At 69.5% G+C, this 21,249-nt stretch carries 20 protein-coding genes; 8 read left to right on the top strand and 12 right to left on the bottom strand.

The features are described 5' to 3' along the window. Positions 1 to 342, bottom strand: a 342-nt coding sequence (locus tag ACFQ4O_RS03995) for a M10 family metallopeptidase C-terminal domain-containing protein (RefSeq protein ID WP_378774354.1), incomplete at its 3' end; no start/stop codon positions are given. 202 nt (positions 343 to 544) lie between these two features. Between ACFQ4O_RS03995 and ACFQ4O_RS03990 the strand changes: the two genes are divergently transcribed. Continuing rightward, the gene (locus ACFQ4O_RS03990; protein ID WP_378774353.1) at positions 545 to 1,297 is read left to right on the top strand and encodes a methyltransferase domain-containing protein; all 753 of its coding nucleotides are present in this window, start codon (positions 545 to 547) and stop codon (positions 1,295 to 1,297) included. Here ACFQ4O_RS03990 and metW read toward each other — a convergent pair. Further along, positions 1,284 to 1,946 carry a methionine biosynthesis protein MetW gene (gene metW / locus ACFQ4O_RS03985; RefSeq protein ID WP_378774352.1) on the bottom strand — a complete coding sequence of 221 codons (663 nt, stop codon included), beginning with the start codon at positions 1,944 to 1,946 and terminating at the stop codon, positions 1,284 to 1,286. The two genes, ACFQ4O_RS03990 and metW, sit on opposite strands and share 14 nt — an antisense overlap. A 134-nt stretch (positions 1,947 to 2,080) precedes the next feature. Here metW and ACFQ4O_RS03980 point away from each other — a divergent pair, with 134 nt between their 5' ends. Then, positions 2,081 to 3,199 (top strand): calcium:proton antiporter, encoded by a 1,119-nt coding sequence (locus ACFQ4O_RS03980; protein ID WP_378774351.1) that lies wholly within the window; start codon positions 2,081 to 2,083, stop codon positions 3,197 to 3,199. A gap of 78 nt (positions 3,200 to 3,277) precedes the next feature. Here the strand turns inward: ACFQ4O_RS03980 and typA are convergent, their stop codons facing one another. The 3 genes from typA to ACFQ4O_RS03965 form a co-directional block, all read right to left on the bottom strand. Then, the gene (gene typA / locus ACFQ4O_RS03975; protein ID WP_378774349.1) at positions 3,278 to 5,104 is read right to left on the bottom strand and encodes a translational GTPase TypA; all 1,827 of its coding nucleotides are present in this window, start codon (positions 5,102 to 5,104) and stop codon (positions 3,278 to 3,280) included. Positions 5,105 to 5,220: 116 nt separating this feature from the next. Continuing rightward, a complete protein-coding gene (locus ACFQ4O_RS03970; RefSeq protein WP_378774348.1) occupies positions 5,221 to 6,204 on the bottom strand; it encodes a glycosyltransferase in 984 nt (327 codons plus the stop codon). A gap of 17 nt (positions 6,205 to 6,221) precedes the next feature. Next, a complete protein-coding gene (locus ACFQ4O_RS03965; protein ID WP_378774347.1) occupies positions 6,222 to 7,457 on the bottom strand; it encodes an argininosuccinate synthase in 1,236 nt (411 codons plus the stop codon). Between the two features lie 153 nt (positions 7,458 to 7,610). Here ACFQ4O_RS03965 and ACFQ4O_RS03960 point away from each other — a divergent pair, with 153 nt between their 5' ends. The 3 genes from ACFQ4O_RS03960 to ACFQ4O_RS03950 all read left to right on the top strand — a co-directional run bounded on the left by ACFQ4O_RS03960 (position 7,611) and on the right by ACFQ4O_RS03950 (position 11,981). Continuing rightward, positions 7,611 to 8,402: a class I SAM-dependent methyltransferase gene (locus tag ACFQ4O_RS03960; protein WP_378774346.1), complete on the top strand. Its 792-nt coding sequence runs from the start codon at positions 7,611 to 7,613 to the stop codon at positions 8,400 to 8,402. 220 nt (positions 8,403 to 8,622) lie between these two features. Next, the gene (ppdK, locus tag ACFQ4O_RS03955) at positions 8,623 to 11,316 is read left to right on the top strand and encodes a pyruvate, phosphate dikinase (protein WP_378774345.1); all 2,694 of its coding nucleotides are present in this window, start codon (positions 8,623 to 8,625) and stop codon (positions 11,314 to 11,316) included. Positions 11,317 to 11,393: 77 nt separating this feature from the next. Beyond that, positions 11,394 to 11,981: an FUSC family protein gene (locus tag ACFQ4O_RS03950; RefSeq protein ID WP_378774344.1), complete on the top strand. Its 588-nt coding sequence runs from the start codon at positions 11,394 to 11,396 to the stop codon at positions 11,979 to 11,981. On the opposite strand, the gene ACFQ4O_RS03945 is transcribed toward ACFQ4O_RS03950, so the two are convergent. The 3 genes from ACFQ4O_RS03945 to carA form a co-directional block, all read right to left on the bottom strand. Then, the gene (locus ACFQ4O_RS03945; RefSeq protein WP_378774343.1) at positions 11,978 to 12,529 is read right to left on the bottom strand and encodes a GNAT family N-acetyltransferase; all 552 of its coding nucleotides are present in this window, start codon (positions 12,527 to 12,529) and stop codon (positions 11,978 to 11,980) included. The two genes, ACFQ4O_RS03950 and ACFQ4O_RS03945, sit on opposite strands and share 4 nt — an antisense overlap. 1 nt (position 12,530) lies before the next feature. Next, positions 12,531 to 13,094, bottom strand: a complete 564-nt coding sequence (locus tag ACFQ4O_RS03940) for a hypothetical protein (protein ID WP_378774342.1) — start codon at positions 13,092 to 13,094, stop codon at positions 12,531 to 12,533. Positions 13,095 to 13,180: 86 nt separating this feature from the next. Further along, positions 13,181 to 14,392, bottom strand: coding sequence for a glutamine-hydrolyzing carbamoyl-phosphate synthase small subunit (gene carA, locus ACFQ4O_RS03935; protein ID WP_378774341.1), 1,212 nt, complete (start codon positions 14,390 to 14,392; stop codon positions 13,181 to 13,183). Between the two features lie 160 nt (positions 14,393 to 14,552). On the opposite strand from carA, the gene ACFQ4O_RS03930 reads away from it, so the two are divergent. Continuing rightward, on the top strand, positions 14,553 to 15,005 hold the full coding sequence (locus ACFQ4O_RS03930) for a GatB/YqeY domain-containing protein (protein WP_378774340.1): 453 nt from the start codon (positions 14,553 to 14,555) through the stop codon (positions 15,003 to 15,005). Positions 15,006 to 15,439: 434 nt separating this feature from the next. Here ACFQ4O_RS03930 and ACFQ4O_RS03925 read toward each other — a convergent pair whose 3' ends face one another. From ACFQ4O_RS03925 to ACFQ4O_RS03910, 4 genes are all read right to left on the bottom strand, one after another. Continuing rightward, positions 15,440 to 15,814 (bottom strand): DUF2794 domain-containing protein, encoded by a 375-nt coding sequence (locus ACFQ4O_RS03925; protein ID WP_378774339.1) that lies wholly within the window; start codon positions 15,812 to 15,814, stop codon positions 15,440 to 15,442. 76 nt (positions 15,815 to 15,890) lie between these two features. Further along, on the bottom strand, positions 15,891 to 17,726 hold the full coding sequence (gene recQ, locus ACFQ4O_RS03920; RefSeq protein ID WP_378774338.1) for a DNA helicase RecQ: 1,836 nt from the start codon (positions 17,724 to 17,726) through the stop codon (positions 15,891 to 15,893). Between the two features lie 84 nt (positions 17,727 to 17,810). After that, positions 17,811 to 17,957, bottom strand: a complete 147-nt coding sequence (locus ACFQ4O_RS03915) for a hypothetical protein (protein ID WP_378774337.1) — start codon at positions 17,955 to 17,957, stop codon at positions 17,811 to 17,813. 46 nt (positions 17,958 to 18,003) lie between these two features. Continuing rightward, positions 18,004 to 19,518: a hypothetical protein gene (locus ACFQ4O_RS03910; protein ID WP_378774336.1), complete on the bottom strand. Its 1,515-nt coding sequence runs from the start codon at positions 19,516 to 19,518 to the stop codon at positions 18,004 to 18,006. Positions 19,519 to 19,834: 316 nt separating this feature from the next. Between ACFQ4O_RS03910 and ACFQ4O_RS03905 the strand changes: the two genes are divergently transcribed. Together ACFQ4O_RS03905 and ACFQ4O_RS03900 are read left to right on the top strand one after the other, a co-directional pair. Further along, entirely contained in the window at positions 19,835 to 20,641 is an 807-nt protein-coding gene (locus ACFQ4O_RS03905) for a CatB-related O-acetyltransferase (protein WP_378774335.1), read from the top strand. 343 nt (positions 20,642 to 20,984) lie between these two features. Beyond that, positions 20,985 to 21,131 carry a hypothetical protein gene (locus ACFQ4O_RS03900; protein ID WP_378774334.1) on the top strand — a complete coding sequence of 49 codons (147 nt, stop codon included), beginning with the start codon at positions 20,985 to 20,987 and terminating at the stop codon, positions 21,129 to 21,131. Positions 21,132 to 21,249: the final 118 nt, after the last annotated feature.

Raw genomic sequence — 21,249 nt, 5'->3', positions numbered from 1 at the left:
TTCGCTCGACCCGTTCCAACGCAACGTGATCTGCGCCCCGTCCGGCGTGTTGGTGAGGTAGGGCTTCAGCGTGTCGAAGTCGCCGACGTTCAGATAGCTCAGCGACACCCGGTCGCCGGTTCCGAAGTCCTTGATCACATCCGCGCCGAAACCACGCTCAGGGTAGGAAAAGATGTCGGAGCCCGCGCCGCCGTACAGAACGTCATTGCCCGTTCCGCCGATCAGGGTGTCGTTGCTGCGCCCGCCGTAGAGTTCGTCGTTGCCGCCGCGTCCGTCGATCGTGTCCGCGCGCCTGGTGCCGACCAGCTTGTCCGCGCCGCTGGTGCCCGTGAATGTCGCCATCGTCTGCGTCTCCCGAAGAGCCGTGCTTAAGATTTCAACTGTGACATGCCGATTTATTTCGCAGTGCAACCATGGTTGTCTAGAGATAAATTCCTCATCGCGGCGTGGGGCGCCTCACTGGACGCACGCCCGCCCGGGCGTTTCAGGACGCGCCCGCTCACGGGAGTCGCAAAGCCCGCAGGCGGCGGCTACATAGGGTCTCATGGCTCTGGACGTGGTCGATCTCCGGGATTTCTACGCCCGCCCGCTGGGCGAGATCGCCCGGCGCATCCTGCGCGCCAAGCTCCGGGCGCGCTGGGCGTCGGTGGACGGCCTGCGCGTGCTCGGCTTCGGCTACGCCACGCCCTATCTCGGCGTGTTCCGGGCCGAGGCGGAGCGACTGATCGCCTTCAGCCCGGCCCAGCAGGGCGTCATCGCCTGGCCCGAGACGCCGCCCCAATCCTCGGCGCTGGTGGAGGGCGACATGTGGCCCCTGCCGGACGCAGCCGCCGACCGCATCATCGCGGTGCACGCGCTGGAGACGAGCGACTCCGCCGCCGAACTGTTGCGCGAGGCCTGGCGCTGCCTCGCGCCCGGCGGGCGGCTGATCGTGGTGGCGCCGAACCGGCGCGGCGCCTGGGCCCAGACGGACGCCACCCCCTTCGGCCACGGCCGCCCCTTCAGCCGCAGCCAGCTCACCGACCTGCTGCGCGAGGCCATGTTCACGCCGGAAGGCTGGGACGAGGCCCTGTTCATGTGGCCGGTGGAGCGGGGCCTTCTGCTGCGTTCCGCCTTCGCCTTCGAGCGCTTCGGCGCAAGGCTTTGGACGCCCTTCGCCGGCGTGCATCTGGTGGAGGCGAGCAAGCAGGTCATCCGCCCGCTGCCCGCCCGCTCCGCCCGGCGGGTGGTGACAGCCCGCGCCGCCGCCCCCTCGCCCGTGGCGGCCCCCGCCCCGGCGCCTCTCAGTCGCGGCTGAGCAGGAACACGCCCTGCGCCCCGAACAGGTTCCAGAACCACCACGGCGCGTTGACCCGGACCGGACGGCCGGTGGAGTCCAGCGCCACCGCGCGCTCCATGCGCGCGCCCACGAGCTCCGCCAGATCGACGAAATCGCGGATGGTGCAGAGATGGATGTTCGGCGTCTCGTACCAGGCGTCGGGCAGATTGGCGTTCACCGGCATGCGGCCGGTCAGCACCAGCTGCGCCCGCGTGCGCCAGTGGCCGAAGTTCGGCACCGACACCACCGCCCGGCGGCCGATGCGCAGCAGGTCCTCCATGACCTGCTTCGGGCGACGCATGGCCTGAAGCGCCTGCGATAGCACCACATAGTCGAAGGCGTCGTCCGGGTAGTAGCCGAGGTCGGCGTCGGCGTCGCCCTGGATCACCGACAGGCCATGGGCCACGCAGGCGTTCACACCCGCCTGGGACAGCTCGATGCCGCGGCCGTCCACCCCGCGCCGTTCGATCAGAAGGCGCAGCAGCGATCCGTCGCCGCAGCCCACGTCAAGCACCCGCGATCCCGGCTGGACCATCTCGGCCACCAGCAGGTGGTCGGGCCGCGGCGCGGACGCCAGCGCCTCGGGCGCGACGAGCGGATCGGTGGAGACGACGGACATGAGGCTCATTTCACACAAAGATGACGCGGTTCACGCTGGACTTTCAACCGGCGCGACATAGACCCTCATCCGATTACGGCATCCCAACCGTCCCGCCTAGCCAGACGGCGCTCCCTCCCGGACGCCGCAGCCATGGAAACCGCATGCAAGAAGTCCATGTCGACCCCAAGCCGCCCGTGTCCACCTGGGCGTTCCCCATCGCGGGCGTGGCGTTCTATCTCGTGCTCAAACTGCTTGGGCTGACGGACGGCTACGACGGATCCGCGCTCGGGCTCGCGGCGTCGGTCGCGCTGGTGCCGGTGCTGTTCGGCGCGGTGTTCGCCGCCGTCCACCACGCGGAGGTCATCGCCCACCGCACCGGAGAGCCCTACGGCACGCTGGTGCTGACCATGGCCGTCACCATCATGGAGGTGGCGGTGCTGTCCTCCGACATGCTGGGCGAGAACCCGAACCCGGTGCTCGCCCGCGACACGATCATGGCGGTGCTGATGATCGTGGTGAACGGCCTCGTCGGCGTCTGCATCATCTTCGGCGGCCTGCGCCACAAGGAGCAGAGCTTCCGCGTCACCGGCGCGAACGCCTATCTCGCCGTGCTCATTCCGCTGGCCGCGCTGTCGCTGGTGCTGCCGAACCACACGGTCGCGGTCGCCGGCGGCGTCTATTCCATCAGCCAGCTCGCCTTCGTCGCGGTCGCGACGCTCGCGATCTACGCCTCGTTCCTCTACACCCAGACCGTGCGCAACCGCGAGTATTTCGCGGTGGTGATCGAGGACGACGAGGTCGCCGACAAGGCCCACAAGCCCGGCAACCGCAGCGTCATCTTCTCCTTCGTCTTCCTGGTCGTGGCGCTGGCGGTGGTCATCCTGCTGGCCAAGACCTTTACCAGCGTGGTCGCCTTCGGTCTCGACCGCGCCAGCGCCCCGCCTGCGGTCGCCGGCGTCATCGTCGCGCTGCTGATCCTGATGCCGGAATTCGCCGCGGCGCTCCGGGCCGCGCGCGTCAACAAGATCCAGAAGAGCATCAACCTCGCGCTGGGCTCGGCCTGCGCCACCATCGGCCTCACGATCCCGGCCATCGCCACGCTGTCGATCGTGTTCGGCGCGCCGCTGCAGCTCGGGCTCGACTCCAAGGACACGGTGATCCTGCTCGTGACCGTCGCGGTCTCGCTGCTCACCTTCGGCACCGGCCGCACCAACATCCTCTACGGCCTGATCCACCTGGTGCTGTTCGCGACCTTCATGTTCCTGGTGATCGTGCCGTAAGGCGCGATCCCTTCGGGGCATGAAAAAAGGCGGGCGCCGCGGCGCCCGCCTTTTTCGTGTTCCGTCCGGACGGTCGGATCAGACCGCCTCGGCCTCGCGCTTGCGCTCCTCGCGCTTGCGCTCGTTCGGGTCCAGCAGGCGCTTGCGCAGGCGGATGGACTTCGGCGTCACCTCCACCAGCTCGTCGTCCTGAATCCACGCCAGAGACCGCTCGAGGGTCATGCGGATCGGCGGCGTCAGGCGCACCGCCTCGTCCTTGGACTGGGTGCGGATGTTGGTGAGCTTCTTGCCCTTGAGGACGTTGACCTCGAGGTCGTTGTCTCGGCTGTGCACGCCGATCAGCATGCCCTGATACACCTTCCAGCCCGGCTCGATGATCATCGGGCCGCGGTCCTCGAGGTTCCACAGCGCGTAGGCCACCGCCTCGCCCGGCTCGTTGGCGATCAGCACGCCGTTCACCCGGCCGGCGATCTCGCCCTTGTAGGCGCCGTAGGCGTGGAACAGGCGGTTCATGATCGCCGTGCCCTTGGTGTCGGTCAGGAGCTCGCCCTGATAGCCGATCAGGCCGCGGGTCGGGGCGTGGAACACCAGACGCAGGCGGTTGCCGCCGGACGGGCGCATCTCCAGCATGTCGGCCTTGCGCTCCGACATCTTCTGCACGACGACGCCGGAATGCTCCTCGTCGACGTCGATCACCACCTCTTCGATCGGCTCGACGACCTGGCCGCTCTCGTCCTTCTGCAGCACCACGCGGGGACGCGACACGCCAAGCTCGAAGCCCTCGCGGCGCATGGTCTCGATCAGGATCGCAAGCTGAAGTTCGCCGCGGCCGGAGACGATGAAGGCGTCCTTCTCGGCGGACTCCTCCACCTTGAGCGCCACGTTGCCCTCGGCCTCCTTGAGCAGGCGGTCGCGGATGACGCGGCTCGTCACCTTGTCGCCCTCGGTGCCGGCGAGCGGGCTGTCGTTGACGCTGAAGGTCATGGAGACGGTGGGCGGGTCGATCGGCTGGGCCTGGATCGGCTCGGTCACCTGCGGGTCGCAGAACGTGTCGGCGACCGTCGCCTTCACGAGGCCGGCGATGGAGACGATGTCGCCCGCCTCGCCGAGTTCGATCGGCTGGCGCTCGATGCCGCGGAAGGCGAGGATCTTGGAGACGCGGCCGGTCTCGACCAGATTGCCGTTGCGGTCCAGCACCTTCACCGACTGGTTCGGCTTCACCGTGCCGGAGGAGATCCGGCCGGTGATGATGCGGCCCAGGAACTGGTTCGCCTCAAGCAGCGTGCCGAGCATGCGGAACGGGCCTTCCTCGACCTTGGCTTCCGGCACGTGCGTCAGGATCAGGTCGAACAGCGGCGCGAGGCCGTCGTCCTTCGGGCCTTCCGGCGCGTAGTTCAGCCAGCCGTCGCGGCCCGAGCCGTAGAGGATGGGGAAGTCGAGCTGCTCATCGGTGGCGTCGAGCGCCGCGAACAGGTCGAACACCTCGTTGATGACTTCCGAGGCGCGGGCGTCCGGGCGGTCGATCTTGTTGACCGCGACGATGGGGCGAAGCCCGATCTTCAGCGCCTTGGACACCACGAACTTGGTCTGCGGCATCGGGCCTTCGGCCGCGTCCACCAGCACGATCACGCCGTCGACCATGGAGAGGATGCGCTCCACCTCGCCGCCGAAGTCGGCGTGGCCGGGCGTGTCGACGATGTTGATGCGCGTGTCCTTCCAGACGACCGAGGTCGCCTTGGCGAGGATGGTGATGCCGCGCTCTTTTTCGATGTCGTTGGAGTCCATCACGCGCTCGGCGACGCGCTGGTTGTCGCGGAACGAGCCCGACTGCTGGAGCAGCTTGTCGACGAGGGTGGTCTTGCCGTGGTCGACGTGGGCGATGATCGCGATGTTGCGAAGTTTCATAGGGTCCCGCTCCGGGCCGGGGGATGGCGTTCCCGGCTCGCGTCCTTCGTTGGTCGTCATGGTTATGCGCGGCACCAATGCGGGAGACCGGCTGAAAACGCAAGTGCGCCGGCGCCTCAGGGCTCCAGAATGAACGGTATTCCGGTGCGCTTCTGGACGGCGTGGTAGTAGTCGTAGATCGCCTTGCCGCGATTGGCGGGGTCTTTGAGCCCCCATTTCGTGGTCGCCACGAAATGCAGCACCTTCACCCGCTCCAGCGTCTCCGCCCGGGACAGAGGGTCGGGATCGCTGGAGTGGATCTTGTAGTTGTAGGCGTGCGGCAGGTAGAGCCGGTCCGCCCGGCCGAAGATTTCGTTGAGGATCGACTGGTCCCGGAGCCGCCGGTTGCGCCGAAGCTCCATGAAGTCGAGCGCCGTGTTGAAGGCGCCCACCCCGATCGCCGACTGGTCGAACGCCACGAAGCCGGTGTTGAAGCCGGTCCGATCCGCGCCCCGGCCGCGATGCTCGGGCGTGAAGTCCGGGTCCGGCGCGCCGGTGCGGACGGCCGCGAGATCGTGGTTCAGGTCGAACACGTCCGAGAAATCGTCGACGACCAGCATGTCGCTGTCCATCAGCACGACCTTCTCGTACTGGGCGAGACGCAGCACGTTCAGCTTCACGAAAGCCGCCTTCTTGGACGGCAGCTCGTAACGATCACGCCGGCGGCTCACGGGCCGCCCCTCCTTGTCGTAGCGCGTCATGTTCTCAGGCGTGAGGAAGGACGACGTGTCGACGTCGACGATCTTCAGGCCCGGACACAGCGCCTCGAGCGCGATGCCGTGTTCCAGCGACAGCGGCGCCACGCCGGGAGACTGCAGCAGGATGACGTCCACCTCGTCCCGCCGGCCGAGACGCTCGTGCAGCGACAGCAGGAAGGCCGCGCCCATGCCGATGAAATTGTCGGTGATGGTGGTCACCACCGCGTAGCGGCGCGGCTCCCGCACCGGCAGGTCGCCGAGATAGACGCGATCGGTCTGCGGCCACGCCAGCGGACGCAGCCGGCGCAGCTCGTTGAGGGTCCGGGACAGGCCGCGCAGCAGCCCGCCGGGGGCGACGGCCATCCCCGCCGTCCGTCCGCTCAGCCTTCGTTCCGGCGACGGCGCGCGCCGAGCGTGCGCAGCCGGAGCGCGTTGAGCTTGATGAAGCCGGCGGCGTCGCGGTGGTCATAGGCGACCGCGCCGTCCTCGAAGGTGACAAGCTCCTGGTCGTAGAGCGAGTTCGGGCTCTCGCGGCCGGTGACGATGACGTTGCCCTTGTAGAGCTTGAGCCGCACCACGCCGGAGACGTCCTTCTGGGACAGGTCGATCGCCGCCTGCAGCATCTCGCGCTCCGGGCTGAACCAGAAGCCGTTGTAGACGAGCTCCGCGTAGCGCGGCATCAGCTCGTCCTTGAGATGGGTCGCGCCGCGGTCGAGCGTGATCGACTCGATCGCCCGGTGCGCCGCCAGCAGGATCGTGCCGCCCGGCGTCTCGTAGACGCCGCGGGACTTCATGCCCACGAAGCGGTTCTCGACCAGATCCAGCCGGCCAATGCCGTTGGCCTTTCCGAGCGCGTTCAGCCGGGTGAGGATCGAGGCCGGGGACAGCGCCTCGCCGTCGATCGCCACCGCGTCGCCCTTCTCGAAGGCGATCGAGATCAGCGTCGGCTGGTCGGGCGCGTCCTCGGGGGAGATCGTGCGCATGTGCACGTCTTCCGGCGCGGGCAGGCTCGGGTCCTCCAGCACCTTTCCTTCCGAGGACGAGTGCAGCAGGTTGGCGTCCACCGAGAACGGGGCCTCGCCGCGCTTGTCCTTGGCGATCGGGATCTGGTGCTGCTCGGCGAACTCGATCAGCCGGGTGCGCGAGGTCAGGTCCCACTCACGCCACGGCGCGATCACGGTGACGTCCGGCTCCAGCGCGTAATAGCTCAGCTCGAAGCGCACCTGGTCGTTGCCCTTGCCGGTGGCGCCGTGGGAGACGGCGTCGGCGCCGGTGGCGCGCAGGATGTCGATCTGGCGCTTGGCGATCAGCGGCCGGGCGATCGAGGTGCCGAGCAGATACTGCCCCTCATAGACCGTGTTGGCGCGGAACATGGGGAACACGTAGTCCCGCACGAACTCCTCGCGCAGGTCCTCGACGAAGATGTTGTCCGGCTTGATGCCGAGCAGCTCCGCCTTCTTGCGCGCGGGCTCCAGCTCCTCGCCCTGGCCGAGGTCGGCGGTGAAGGTCACCACCTCGCAATTGTAGGTGGTCTGCAGCCACTTGAGGATGACCGACGTGTCGAGGCCGCCGGAATAGGCGAGGACGACCTTTTTCACCGAAGCTTTGTCTGCCATTGCGAGCGACCGGGATCCTTGGACGGGCTGGGAAATCGCCGCGCACTCTAGCCATCGCGGCGCAAGGCGCAAGCCAAGCCGCGCGAGCGTGCGACCCTGTGTGGACGCCCGAAGCTCTGCTATGCCTGTCCGGCACAGGAAACGGGGCGACGCGTGAGCAAGAAGCTGTTCGACGACATTCGGGCGCGGGTTCCGGCGCTGGCCGCGGACGTGAAGGGGCGGCTGCCGAAAAGCCTCGACGAGCTGAAGGCGAGCCTGCCCACGCTGAAAGACCTCAAGGCCAAGGCGTCCGGCCTGCGGCTGGTGGATTTCGGCGAGATCGACAGCCGGCATCTGGCGCATCCGCCGCGCATCGATCGCTGCCTCGCGCCGATCCGCCGATCGCTTGCCCGCGCCAACCTCTCCGGCGGTCGCATGCTGGAGATCGGCGGGCGCAACAACCCGCTGAAGGAGCACTTCCCGGAGTTCGAGTATCACGCGCTCGACCTGTCGCCGGACGTGACGCCCGGCCTCGACGTGATCGTGGCCGACATCACCCGATGCCCGGAGATCGCCTCGGGCAGCTTCGACCTGATCATCTCGGTCGACGTGTTCGAGCACATCGACAAACCCTGGCTCGCCGCCGCCGAGATCAGCCGCCTGCTGAAGCCCGGCGGCGTCACCGCCCACAGCACGCTGTTCAGCTGGCGCTACCACCCCTGCCCGATCGACTACTGGCGCTTCACGCCGGAGGCGCTGAAATCGCTGTTCCCGGAGCTTCGGCCGCTGCACGCCGAGTTCGACTACGCCGAGCGGCGGCGGAACATGGACAAGGTCTCCCGCCGCGGCGCGCCACTGGACGAGCTGGGCGGCTGGCGCGAAAACGTGCGGGTGCATTACGTGGGCTTCAAGCCGGTGATCCCGCTGGATTCACCGCGGCGCCTGCAAAAGGCCGCCCGCGCCTGAAAAAAGTCGGCCGCTCTACTGACGCGACGCCCGACCATCGAATGTCGTTGGCCGCGCACCTGAATCGTCCGCTGGACGTGCGGCGACGGAGCGCGGCCCGACACGCTCGCATTACGCGAAAGTCTCGGTGCGACATCTTGCCTTTCGCGCTGCAGCATGCAAGCTCCCGCCCTTCGAGGGCCGGTCTCTGAACCCGTCCTCTCACACGGAGACGGACTTCATGACCAAGTGGGTGCTCACCTTCGGCGACGGGCGCGCGGAAGGTCGCGCCGAGCTGCGCGAACTGCTCGGCGGCAAGGGCGCGAATCTGGCGGAGATGGCCAATCTGGGGCTGCCCGTGCCGCCCGGCTACACCATCACCACGGACGTCTGCACCTACTACTACGACAACGGCCGCAGCTACCCGGCCGAACTGGCGGCCCAGGTGGACGCCGGCCTGGAGCACATCCAGACGATCACCGGCCGCGTGTTCGGCGACGCCCAAAATCCGCTGCTGGTCTCCGTCCGCTCCGGATCGCGCGCGTCCATGCCGGGCATGATGGACACCATCCTCAATCTCGGTCTCAACGATGTGACGGTGGAGGGCCTCGCCAAGGGCTCCGAGAACCCGCGCTTCGCCTATGACAGCTACCGGCGCTTCATCCAAATGTACTCGAACGTGGTGCTCGACGTGAGCCACCACGAGTTCGAGGACATTCTGGAGATGACCAAGGAGCGCAAGGGCGTCTCCGAGGACACCGAACTCACCGCCGACGACCTCGCCAAGCTGGTGGAGGCCTACAAGGCGAAGGTGCTCAAGGCCACCGGCAAGCCCTTCCCGCAGGACCCGCGCGACCAGCTCTGGGGCGCCATCGGGGCCGTGTTCTCCTCCTGGATGAACGCCCGCGCCATCACCTACCGCCGCCTGAACTCGATCCCGGAGAGCTGGGGCACCGCCGTCAACGTGCAGGCGATGGTGTTCGGCAACATGGGCGACACCTCCGCGACCGGCGTCGCCTTCACCCGCAACCCGTCCACCGGCGAGAACCGGCTCTACGGCGAGTTCCTGGTGAACGCCCAGGGCGAAGACGTGGTGGCCGGCATCCGCACCCCGCAGCCGATCACCGAGGCCTCGCGGATCGAGGGCGGCGTCGCGGCCCCCTCGCTCGAGAAGCGCATGCCGGAGGTGTTCGCCGAGTTCGTGCGCGTGGCCACGATCCTCGAGAAGCACTACCGCGACATGCAGGACCTCGAGTTCACGGTCGAGCGCGGCAAGCTGTGGATGCTGCAGGCCCGCAACGGCAAGCGCACCGCCAAAGCGGCGCTCAAGATCGCGGTCGATCTGGTCGACGACGGCGTGCTGACCCGCGAAGAGGCGGTGGAGCGCGTCGATCCGGCGGCGCTCGACCAGCTGCTGCACCCGACCATCGACCCGAAGGCCGAGCGCAAGGTCGTCGCCACCGGCCTGCCGGCCTCCCCCGGCGCGGCGCAGGGCGAGCTGGTGTTCTCGTCCGAGGCGGCCGAGGCCGCGGTCGCGGCGGGCCGGAAGGTGATCCTCGCCCGCACCGAGACCTCGCCGGAAGACATCACCGGCATGCACGTCTCCGAGGGCATCCTCACCACCCGCGGCGGCATGACCAGCCACGCGGCGGTGGTGGCCCGCGGCATGGGCAAGCCCTGCGTCTCCGGCGCGGGCGCGCTGCGCATCAACGAGAAGGCCGGCACGCTCACCATCGCCGGCCGGGTGTTCAACGAGGGCGACGTCGTCACCATCGACGGCTCCACTGGCCAGGTGCTGGACGGGGCGGTCGCCATGGTGCAGCCGGAGCTGTCGGGCGACTTCGCCACGCTGATGCGCTGGGCCGACGGGGTGCGCCGCATGGGCGTGCGCGCCAACGCCGAGACCCCCGCCGACGCCCGCGCCGCCGCCCGCTTCGGCGCCGAGGGCATCGGCCTCTGTCGCACCGAGCACATGTTCTTCGATGAAAAGCGCATCGTGTCGGTGCGCGAGATGATCCTCGCCGACGACGAGGCCGGCCGCCGCAAGGCGCTCGCCAAGCTGCTGCCCTACCAGCGCGCCGACTTCGTGGCCCTGTTCGAGATCATGAAGGGCCTGCCGGTCACCATCCGCCTGCTGGACCCGCCGCTGCACGAGTTCCTGCCGCACACCGAGAAGGACGTGCTGGAGGTGGCGGGCGCGCTCGGCGTCGAGCCGGACAAGCTGCGCGCCCGCGCGGCCGAGCTCGCCGAGTTCAACCCCATGCTCGGCTTCCGCGGCTGCCGTCTCGCCATCGCCTATCCGGAGATCGCGGAGATGCAGGCGCGGGCGATCTTCGAGGCCTCGGTCGAGGCGGCGAAGACCACCGGGCAGCCGGTGGCGTCCGAGGTGATGGTGCCGCTGGTCATCGGCCGCGCCGACTTCGACTTCGTGAAGGCGCGCATCGACGCCGTCGCGAAGGAGGTCGAGCAGGAGACCGGCCAGAAGCTGGCCTATCAGGTCGGCACCATGATCGAGCTGCCGCGCGCGGCGCTGAAGGCCGGCGAGATCGCCGAGACCGCGGAGTTCTTCTCCTTCGGCACCAACGACCTGACCCAGACCGCGCTCGGCATCAGCCGCGACGACGCCGCCTCCTTCCTGACCCGCTACGTGGACAAGAAGCTGCTGCCGAAGGACCCCTTCGTCTCGATCGACCGCGACGGCGTGGGCGAGCTGGTGCAGATTGGCGTGGAGCGCGGCCGCGCCGTGCGCCCGAAGATCAAGCTCGGCATCTGCGGCGAGCACGGCGGCGATCCGGAATCGGTCGCCTTCTGCGAGGAGGTCGGGCTCGACTACGTGTCCTGCTCGCCGTTCCGCGTGCCGATCGCCCGGCTCGCCGCCGCGCAGGCCGCGCTGAAGCAGAAGAAGGCCGAGACCAAAAAGGTGGCCGTCGCCTGATCCCGATCCCGGAGCGGCGGGCGGAACGCCCGTCCGCCGCTCTGGACCCCGGCCGGGCGCCGGCGTTATCTGCATCCGTGACGACGCCCTCCCCCGACCCCGCCGCGCCGCCCCGCCGCCGGGCGCGCTTCCACCGCCTGGCCGTTCTGTCGGAGCGCGCGCTCAAGCGGCTGAACCTCGGCGACCGCCTCCGCAACGGCGCGCGCCACGCGGCGCTCGGCGTCGCGGCCGCGCTGATCGCCTATCTGCCGCCGAGCGCCATCGGGCTGCGCGAAGGCTTCTGGGCCGCGATCACCGCGCTCGCCGTCACCCAGACCCAGATCGCCACCGTCTACACCATGGGCCGCGACCAGATGCTGGGCGCCCTGATCGGCGGGCTGACGGGCGCGCTCATCGCCTTCGCCCTCGGCAAGGGCCTTGAGGCCTATGCGCTCGCGGTCGGGCTGTCGATCATCGCGGCCTGGCTCGCCAACGCCGGCGCCGCAGCGCGTCTCGCCAGCATCACCGCCACCCTCATCATGCTGATCCCGCACCAGACCAGCGACGCCATGATGCTGGCCTCGCGCCTCGGCGAGGTGTGCTGGGGCGTCGCCTCCGCCATCCTCGCCGTGGGCTGCGCCGACGCCCTGCAGCGCCGGCGGGACGCCAGGCGCGGGGACGGTTAAACGCCGCGCGGCGGGGCCGGCGTGGCGTCGCCGGGGCCGAGCGGGCGCTGCATGAAGACGGAATCGATCCAGCGGCCGAATTTGAAGCCGACGGCGCGGAGCGTTCCCGCGGGCTGGAAGCCGAGCGCGGCGTGGAGGCCGATGGAGCCGGCGTTGTCCGAGCCGCCGATCACGGCGACCATCTGGCGCCACGGCCCCTGCTCGCAGCGGGCGATCAGGGCCTCGAGCAGCGCCCGGCCGGCGCCCTGCCCCCGCGCGTCGTCCGCCACGTAGATCGAATCCTCGATCGTCCAGTCGTAGGCCGGACGCGCCCGGTACGGCCCGGCATAGGCGTAGCCGAGCAGCCGCCCGTCCCGCTCGGCCACGAGCCACGGCAGGCCCGCGGCCCGCACCGCCGCGAGCCGCCGACCCATGGCGGCGGCGTCCGGCGGCTCGATCTCGAACGAGGCCGTTCCGCTGAGGACGTGATGGGCGTAGATCGCGGCGAGCGCCGGCAGGTCGGCGTCCGTCGCGTCGCGGAGGCCGAGCGGCCGCGGAGAGGCCGTCACCTCAGGACGGCCCCTGCGCCTGCTGACATTTGCCCGGCAGGTTCTGGTAGTAGATGCTCTTGAGGCTCGCCTCGTACCAGGTCGCGCCCACGGCCTCGCCGTCGAACCCGCGCACCTCGATCGCGATGTCCTGCGGGCTTACGCCGGCCTGAGCGCGGGAATCCGGCACCATGACGGTGGAGGACAGGCGCGGCGGCTCGGCCGCCCCATCGAAGCGCCACGCCGGGCGCTCGCCCATCAGCTCGTTGTAGTCGGTGGTGTCGCCGTCGCCCTTCTGCACATAGACCTGCTGGTAGCGCAGCGGATTGGCCTGATCCTTGTCCAGCAGGAAGGCGACGAAGGGCCGGCTCTCCACGAACACATAGAAGGTGCAGTAGAGCGCCACCGTCTTCGGCTGCGCGACCTGCGCCGGCGCGGCGCCGGGCTGGGCCGCCGGCGCGGGAGCCGCGGACTGCGCGGTCTCCGGCCGATCCGCGCCCTCGAGCCCGAAGAACACATATGCGCCCGTCGCCGCGAGAGCGACGGCGCCGGCCAGAAGGCCGGCCGCCACGAAAGCTCGTCTCATGCCGTCACGCCATGCTCCGTCCGACGTCCGGCCGCCAGTCTAGGCGCGCGGGGGAACGGAGAAAACCCCCGTTCCCAACCGTGGCGTCAGCGCGGACGGGCGTCCATCAGCTCCACGAAGCGGTGGAACAGGTAGTGGCTGTCCTGCGGGCCCGGAGAAGCCTCCGGGTGGTGCTGCACCGAAAAGGCCGGCCGGTCGGTGAGCTCGATGCCGCAATTGGTGTTGTCGAACAGCGAGACGTGGGTCTCGCGCGCGGTCGCCGGCAGGGTGTCGCGATCGACCGCGAAGCCGTGGTTCATCGAGGTGATCTCGACCTTGCCGGTGGCGAGGTCCTTCACCGGATGGTTCGCGCCGTGGTGCCCCTGCCGCATCTTGGCGGTGGAGGCGCCGACCGCCAGCGCCAGCATCTGGTGGCCGAGGCAGATGCCGAAGGTCGGCACCTTCTTCTCGAGCACCGCGCGGATCACCGGCACGGCGTATTCGCCGGTCGCCGCCGGATCGCCGGGGCCGTTCGACAGGAACACGCCGTCCGGATCGAGCGCCAGGATCTCCTCGGCGGTGGCGGTGGCGGGAACGACCGTCACCTCGCAGCCCGCCGTGGTGAGCATGCGCAGGATGTTGCGCTTGAGGCCGTAGTCGATCGCGACCACGCGCTTCGGCGCGCCGTCGGGCCGCACGCCATAGGCGCCGGGGCGCGCGCCGCCGGGCCAGGTCCAGCCGGACTCGTCCCAGCCGTAGCGCTGGGCGGCGCCGACCAGCGGCACCAGATCCTGCCCTTCGAGGCCCTTGAAGGCGTCGAGCGTGGCCTTGATCTCCGCGTCGTCGAAGCGGCCGTCAGGAGCGTGGGCGATGACGGCGTTGGGCATGCCCTTCTCGCGCACCAGCGCGGTGAGCGCCCGCGTGTCGACGCCGGCGATGGCGACGATGTTGCGCGCCTTCAGCCAGTGGTCGAGGTCGCGGGTGGCGCGCCAGCTGGAGGGGGAGGTCACGTCGGCCGCCAGCACCACGCCGCGCACGCCGGAGGCGGCGGCCATGTTGACCGTCTCCACGTCGTCCTCGTTCACGCCCACATTGCCGATGTGGGGGAAGGTGAAGGTGATGATCTGCCCGGCGTAGGACGGATCCGTCAGGATCTCCTGATAGCCGGTCATGGCGGTGTTGAAGCAGAGCTCGCCGGCGCTCGCGCCCACGGCGCCCAGCCCGTCACCCTCGATCACCGTGCCGTCGGCCAGCAGCAGCCGCGCCGTGGGGCGCGCTTCGTCCCAGCCGCCTGCGGCGGCGCCTTGTTCGTGAGCCATGATTGTCTTAAGTCCCGTCGCGCGTAGCCGCGCGGCGCCGCCCGAGACGGCGCCGGTGCGGCCGGAACCTAGGCGCCCGAAGCCGGTGCGTCAACGCTCCGCTGACGTTCAGAGGTCCGCGCCCCGCGCAGGACCCGCCACAGTGTAAGGACAGCTGACCATGCGCGACGCCATCGCCGCCGCCACCAAGGACGCCATGAAGGCGCGCGACGCCGAGCGCACCAGCGCGCTCCGCATGATCGGCGCCGCGATCAAGGACCGCGACATCGAGGCCCGGGGCGCCGGCCGCCAGACCGCGACCGAGGACGAGCTGAAGCAGCTGCTCGCCAAGATGATCAAGCAGCGGCAGGAATCGGCCACCGTGTTCGAGCAGAACGCCCGCCCCGAGCTCGCCGCCAAGGAGCGCGCCGAGATCGGCGTGATCCAGGAGTTCTTGCCGAAGCAGCTCTCCGAGGACGAGGTCGCCGCCGCCATCGAGGCCGCCATCGCGGAAACCGGCGCCGCCACCATCAAGGACATGGGCAAGGTCATGGGCGCGCTGAAGGCGAAATACACCGGCGTGATGGACTTCGCCGCCGCCAACGGCGCCATCAAGGCGAAACTCGGCGGCTGATCCGCGAGCCTCTTTTGGGTGCATCGCGGCTAGAGAGGAACGGCGCGTCCGGTCAGGGGCGCGGCGGCCCTTCCCTTGTCCCGGCCTTGAGCCGGGACCCAGACCCTCTGAGTGTCCAGAACACGACGCGACGGCCGAGCTGCTCGATCCCCAAGCGTCGGCGTTTCTGGGTCCCGGCTCAAGGCCGGGACAAGGTGAGTGGCGGGCCAAGGCCGTGAGGCGTATCGTTCGCAGCGCGGGAGCCCGGCGCAAACGCGACGTTTTCTTGTCCCGGCCTTGAGCCGGGACCCAGACACTCTGGGTGTCCAGAACACGACGCTACGCCCGAACTGCTGGATCCTCAGCCGTCGGCGTTTCTGGGTCCCGGCTCAAGGCCGGGACAAGGGGAGCCGCGCGCTACGGCTTCACCGCGCCGCCGCCCGCGCCCCGCGGCGTCAGTTCGTCACCACCCGCAGCTTGCGGTCCAAGACGTCGAGGACGCGGCCGAGGTCGGGGCCGCGTTTCAGGATCAGGCCGGTGGCGGTGACCACCGCGTAGGCCCCCTGCCGCCGGGCGAGTTTCGGGGTTTTCTCGATGCGGTAGAGCGGCGCCTCGCTGGTGCGGCGGAACACCGAGAACACCGCCTGCTCCTTCAGGAAGTCGATGGCGTAGTCCCGCCATTCGCCCGCCGCCACCATCCGCCCGTAGAGCCCGAACAGGGCGTTGAACTCGGCGCGGTCGAACGACACGTGCGGGGAGATTGGGGCGGGGGCCACCGGCGCGGCCGGGCCGGCGCGGGGCGTGAACCGTATGGGCTCCTGATCGCTCATGGCGCCTCCTTCATCGGAGCGTCATGATCGCCCTGCCCCGCCGCCCGCGCAACCCGTCTCCCGCCGCGGCGGGAGGTCACGCGCCGTTCAGCGCTTTCAGGAACACCTCGCCGAAGGCGTCGAGCTTGGCGGCGCCGACGCCCTTCACCTGCGCCAGCGCCTGCGCCGTGCGGGGGCGCGTGGCGGCCATCTCCACCAGCGTGCGGTCGGAGAAGATGAGATAGGCCGGCGCCGCGCGGGCGATGGCGAGCTCGCGCCGGAGCGCCTTCAGCCGGCCGAGCAGCTCGGCGTCCACGCCCTCCATCTCGACCCGCTCCGCCGTCATGCGGCGGCGTTCGCGGCGCTTCTCCCGCGGCTTCGCCAGCGTCACGCCCTCGGCGCCGTCGAGAATGCGCCCGCCCCGCTCGGTCAGCGTCAGGCCGCCATAGGCGCCGACCTCGACCTTCAGCGCGCCGAGCGCCACGAGCTGGCGCACCACGCCGCGCCACTCCGCCGCCGGGCGGTCGGCGCCCTTGCCGAAGCCCGGCAGCCGGTCGTGCCCCCGGGCCGTGACCGTCTCCGACATATGCCCGACCGCGAGCGCGACGATGTGGGCCGCGCCGAAGCGCTCGCCGGTGGCGGCCACCAGCGAGAGGAGCAGCCGCGCGTCGCGGGTGCCGTCCACCACCTCCGGCGGATCGAGGCAGGTGTCGCAGTTGCCGCACGGGCCCGAGGCCTCGCCGAAATAGGCCAGCAGGGCCTGCCGGCGGCAGGAGATGGTCTCGCAGAAGCCCACCAGCGCGTCGAGGCGGCGCGCCTCCACCCGCTTGCGCTCGGGGTCGGCGTCCTGCTCGTCGATGAAGCGGCGGCGGGTGCGGATGTCCTCGAGCCCATAGAACATCAGCGCCTCGGCGGGCGCGCCGTCGCGGCCCGCGCGGCCGATCTCCTGATAGTAGGCCTCAAGCGAGCCCGGCGCGTCGCCGTGCAGCACGTAGCGCACGTCGGATTTGTCGATGCCCATGCCGAACGCGACGGTCGCCACCATCACCACGCCGCTCTCGGCCAGGAAGGTCTCCTGCGCCGCGGCGCGCTCGGAGGCCTCCATGCCGGCGTGATAGGCGAAAGCCTTCACCCCCGCCGCCTTCAGCCGCGCCGCCGTCTCCTCCACCTTCTTGCGGGAGATGCGGTAGATGACGCCGCTCAGGCCCGGCCGGGCGGCCACGAAGCGTTCGATCGCGGCGCCCACGTCCGCCTTCTCCGTCACCCCGATCGAGATGTTCGGCCGGTCGAAGCCGGAGACGAACACCTTGGCCCGGCCGCCGAACAGCTTGTCCAGAATGTCGGCGCGGGTGCCGTCGTCCGCGGTCGCGGTCAGCGCCGCGATCGGCGCGCCCGGCAGGGCCTCCTTGAGGCGGCCGAGCGTCAGGTATTCTGAGCGGAAGCTGTGGCCCCACTGGGAGATGCAATGGGCCTCGTCGATGGCGATCAGCGCCACCGGCAGCCGGCCGAGCGCGCTGAGCATACGCTCCGTCATCAGCCGTTCGGGCGCCATGTAGACGAAACGGGCCTCGCCCGAGGCGACGCGCCGCCAGGACGCGACGTTCTCCTCCCGCGAGCGGCCGGAATGGATCGCCTCGGCGCAGACGCCGTTGAGCCGAAGGCCCGCCACCTGATCGTCCATCAGCGCGATCAGCGGCGACACCACCACCGCGAGCCCGCCCTTGGTCAGCGCCGGCGCCTGATAGCACAGCGATTTGCCGGCGCCGGTCGGCATCACGGCCAGAACGTCGCGGCCGGCGAGCAGCGTGTCCACCACCGGCTCCTGTCCGGGACGGAACTCGTCGAAGCCGAAGGTCTCCTTCAGCACGCGCCGCTTGGCCGCCTCGAGTTCGGGCGGCAGCGCGGCGGCGGAAAGGGCGGGGGCGTCGGGCACGATGCCCAAAGCGTTAAGCGATTCGCGGCCCGCGCGCTTCAGCTCGGGCGCGCTTTCCTGTGATCTCGCGCGCGGCCGCCTCCGTCACGCCTCGGCGACGGCGGTTCCCTTGGGCTTGTCGTGAAGCACCGCGGCGCAGGCGCGCTTGGCCAGCGTGATGCGTTCCAGAAGGGGGAACGCCGCCCGAAGCCGGGCCGGCGTCACCCCCACCGTCTCGGCGACGTGGAACACGCGCCCACAGGCCGCGACGTCGATGTCCCGGAACGTCAGCTGCGGCTCAGGAACGGCCGACCACGTCGAGATAGGACACCCGCGGCAGCACCTCGAGGCGCCCGCCCTCCGTGGCGTTCCACATCCGCAGGCCCTTCATCAGCGCCGTGTCGGAGCAAATCTTGTAGGATTGGAAGATCGGGCCGTCATCCTCCCAGATGCGGGCGATGTTCTCGAACTTGGCGCTGCTCGTGCCGTGCTCGGACGGCGCGTAGAAGTAGGAGCCGGGCGCGTCCGGGGTGGTGAGCCCGTAATCGCAGTCGCAGCCGATCAGGTAGAGGTCGGTGATCCCGAAATGCGCCGCGAGCGGCGCCGCGAAGGTGAGCAGCACGGTGTAGGCGTCGTCCATGCAACGGCCGATGTCGAAGTTCTGGCTGCCGACCTCGTCCACGAGCAGCTTGGGGCGATCGAAGATGAGGTAGCGCAGCTGCTCCTCGTCCAGCAGGCCGAGCTGCTTCATGTAGTCCCGGAACGCGAACGAGAAGAACATCGTCGTCTCGGGCGTCAGCTTCTGCTTCAGCTTGGCGCGGAAGTCCTCGTTCAGGTCGGGCGTCTTGCCCCATCCGCCGAACATGTCGTGCGAGGACACGCAGTAGTAGGACGGCTGGATCTCGTTGAACTGGGGATGGTTGACGAACCAGTTGGCGCAGAAGGTGATCTCGTCCTTCAGCAACGTCAGGTCCTGGGTGTTGATCGAGGGCCCGTTGCCGATGATGAAGGCGCGCTTGCCGGCGTGCTTGCCGCGCATGGCCTCGACCCGCGCGAACTCGCCGCTCTCCCGGAACGCCACCTCCTTCTGGAAACGCTCCTGCGCCATGGTGCGCCAGCGGGCGCCGCCGACCGGTTTGCCGTTCACCTTGTCCGGCTTGGTCTGGTCGCGCACGGAAGGCAGGAACGGAACCTCGACCGGGGCATCCGAAACAAGCGGCGCGAAGGCGGATTTGGCCTCGGCGGTCAGGCCCGTCAGGGCGCCGACGAACCGCTCGTACTGCTTCAGCTCCACCGCCAGCGACCGGTCCACATGGGCCTGCAGATCCGCGAGCTTGGCGTCGAAGGTCTCCTTCAGGGAGCCGAACAGCCCCACCGATCCGCTGAGCGAGGCCAGCAGGCGCCGGCCGTCCGCCACGGTCTGCTCGAACTCCGAGGCCTTCTCGAACTGCCGCCGGACATGGCTGAGGCTGTCGAGGACCGCCTCCTGCTCGGACACCCGCTGCGCGAGCCGTTCGATCTGCTGCTCGAGACGCTCGACCCGGCGTCGCTCCACCTGCAGCAGCCGGTCCTTCTCCGCCAGAGCGCCCTCGTCGGCGGGGGCGGGCTTGCGCGCCGCCTTGGACGCGGAGCGCGCGGCCTTCAGCTCGGCCAAGGCCTTGTCACGCGCGGCTTCAGCCTCTGCCTGGGCGGCGCGCGCCTGATCGCGCTCGACCCGGAACGCGTCGCGGGCGCCACGCACCTCGTCGCGCTGCTGTTTCAGCTTGTCGCGCTCAGCCTTGAGCTTCGTGGCGTCCAGCACCTTGTCCGACATCGCCGCCCTCATCCCCCAACTCACACGCTCGAACCGCGGAACAGGGCAAGTCCGCCCCGCAGAAACCCACGCCCGTCGCGAAACGGAAATCTCGTCTTCGTGACGAACCGATGAATGTCTTAACAAAACTTGAAATTGACAACGGCGTAGCTCGCCAACTCGCCTTATAAATTGCAAGAGTGTGGCGACGCCTTGAGACTGACGAACGGCGCGAACGTTAAGTCTCGCTCGCGGGCCTTGTCAATTTCCCGCGCGGCGAGACAGCGCCGCCGCGCCGGGCGCGACAGCGGCCTTGCGCCCTGTCCGGCCAAAAGCGTTGACCGGCGAAGCCCACGCCCGCTATGCGCATGGCCAGCAAAGGGACCATCGAGACGACATGACACCTCCGGCCACGCATCTCGTCGGCGCCGCCGAGGCGCTGACGATCCTCGCCAAGGCAGGCCTCGCGGTCGCCAGGGGCTTCCGGCTTCCCCGCGTCCTGAGCTTCGAGGGGCCGGTCAACCTCGCCGACCTCGCCGTGAAGCATACGCTGGACGTCGGCGCCTACACCTATCTCGGCCCCGGTTGCGACGTCCGCAGCGCCGACATCGGTCGGTTCTGCTCGATCGCGCGGCGCGTGACGATGGCCCAGGTTGAGCATCCCACCGACCACGTCAGCACGCACCCTCTCACCTTCACTCCGGGCTCCGCTTTCCAAAGCGATCCGTACTTCGCCGCCGTCGCCCGCAAGCGCTCGGCGCGGCTGCCGACGCATGTCCGCATCGGCCACGACGTGTGGATCGGCGAAGGCGTGTTCGTGCGTTCGGGCGTCACCATCGGCACGGGGGCCATCGTCGCGGCGCGGTCGGTTGTGGTGAAGGACGTGCCGCCCTACGCCATCGTCGGAGGCGTCCCTGCGAAGGTGATCCGGATGCGCTTTCCCGAGCGGACGATCGAACGCCTGCTGCAAAGCGCGTGGTGGGATCTCGATTTGCGTGACACGGCGCATCTTCTTGGCAACCCTGACGCTTTTCTGGATCAGATCGAGACAGAACGGCCCAGACGTCTGCCTTTCCGAACGACACGTTGCGTGTGGACCCCTTCTGATCAGTACGAGATTACGCAGACCCCCGCCGACGCGTGACACGCGCCTTGAATCCCGAAACGCATTCGCTTCGCCCGCGGCCAATCCGTCCGGCGTGCTGATGGCGGAGTTCTCCGCGGCCAACGCGGCGAAGTTCACGTTTTTCAGGACACCGAACCTCGCGACCGCGACCGGCTTCACCTGCGCGACCCCCATCTGAGGCCTGGCGCCAGCGCGGCTTTCTGACCAATCGTCCTTTCGACGCCTCGGTGGAGGCGCCGCGCTCCTTTGCGGCCGGCCATGGCCGGGCGCGGATGACCGGCTCGTCCATGGGCGCCGACGCCGCGCTCCTGTTCGGCTCCCTGACGCTCTGCGACAGCATCTCCGCCATCGCCCGCGGACGATGCTGAAGGCGCTTCACAGCCGTTCGCCCCGGAAAACGGTCGAGCTTTTCGATCCGGATCGCGCGCCCTTCGTGGCGAACGCGCCCGCCGGCAAGCTGGACATTCTGGTCGAGCTGCTGGACGCGGTGGACGCTTCGCATCAGTGATCTCAGCCGCGCGCGTCCGCGGCGGCGTTCAGGCCGGGCGATTTCGCCAGGGCCCATTCGCGTCGCGCGCCCCCGCGAGGCCCGCGAGCCGCCGCGCGATGTCCGGCCGCGGGTCGCG

This window comes from Methylopila musalis, assembly GCF_042679725.1.
Taxonomy (GTDB): domain Bacteria; phylum Pseudomonadota; class Alphaproteobacteria; order Rhizobiales; family Methylopilaceae; genus Methylopila; species Methylopila musalis.
The sequence above is the reverse complement of the archived record's forward strand: the minus strand, read 5'-3'. Positions and strand labels throughout refer to the sequence as shown.

What these genes read in the sequence shown, in the direction of transcription:
- ACFQ4O_RS03990 (WP_378774353.1), top strand. Translation starts at nt 545, where the DNA reads ATGGCTCTGGACGTGGTCGATCTCCGGGATTTCTACGCCCGCCCGCTG.
- metW (WP_378774352.1), bottom strand. Translation starts at nt 1,946, where the DNA reads ATGAGCCTCATGTCCGTCGTCTCCACCGATCCGCTCGTCGCGCCCGAG.
- ACFQ4O_RS03980 (WP_378774351.1), top strand. Translation starts at nt 2,081, where the DNA reads ATGCAAGAAGTCCATGTCGACCCCAAGCCGCCCGTGTCCACCTGGGCG.
- typA (WP_378774349.1), bottom strand. Translation starts at nt 5,104, where the DNA reads ATGAAACTTCGCAACATCGCGATCATCGCCCACGTCGACCACGGCAAG.
- ACFQ4O_RS03970 (WP_378774348.1), bottom strand. Translation starts at nt 6,204, where the DNA reads ATGGCCGTCGCCCCCGGCGGGCTGCTGCGCGGCCTGTCCCGGACCCTC.
- ACFQ4O_RS03965 (WP_378774347.1), bottom strand. Translation starts at nt 7,457, where the DNA reads ATGGCAGACAAAGCTTCGGTGAAAAAGGTCGTCCTCGCCTATTCCGGC.
- ppdK (WP_378774345.1), top strand. Translation starts at nt 8,623, where the DNA reads ATGACCAAGTGGGTGCTCACCTTCGGCGACGGGCGCGCGGAAGGTCGC.
- ACFQ4O_RS03940 (WP_378774342.1), bottom strand. Translation starts at nt 13,094, where the DNA reads ATGAGACGAGCTTTCGTGGCGGCCGGCCTTCTGGCCGGCGCCGTCGCT.
- carA (WP_378774341.1), bottom strand. Translation starts at nt 14,392, where the DNA reads ATGGCTCACGAACAAGGCGCCGCCGCAGGCGGCTGGGACGAAGCGCGC.
- ACFQ4O_RS03930 (WP_378774340.1), top strand. Translation starts at nt 14,553, where the DNA reads ATGCGCGACGCCATCGCCGCCGCCACCAAGGACGCCATGAAGGCGCGC.
- ACFQ4O_RS03925 (WP_378774339.1), bottom strand. Translation starts at nt 15,814, where the DNA reads ATGAGCGATCAGGAGCCCATACGGTTCACGCCCCGCGCCGGCCCGGCC.
- ACFQ4O_RS03910 (WP_378774336.1), bottom strand. Translation starts at nt 19,518, where the DNA reads ATGTCGGACAAGGTGCTGGACGCCACGAAGCTCAAGGCTGAGCGCGAC.
- ACFQ4O_RS03900 (WP_378774334.1), top strand. Translation starts at nt 20,985, where the DNA reads ATGCTGAAGGCGCTTCACAGCCGTTCGCCCCGGAAAACGGTCGAGCTT.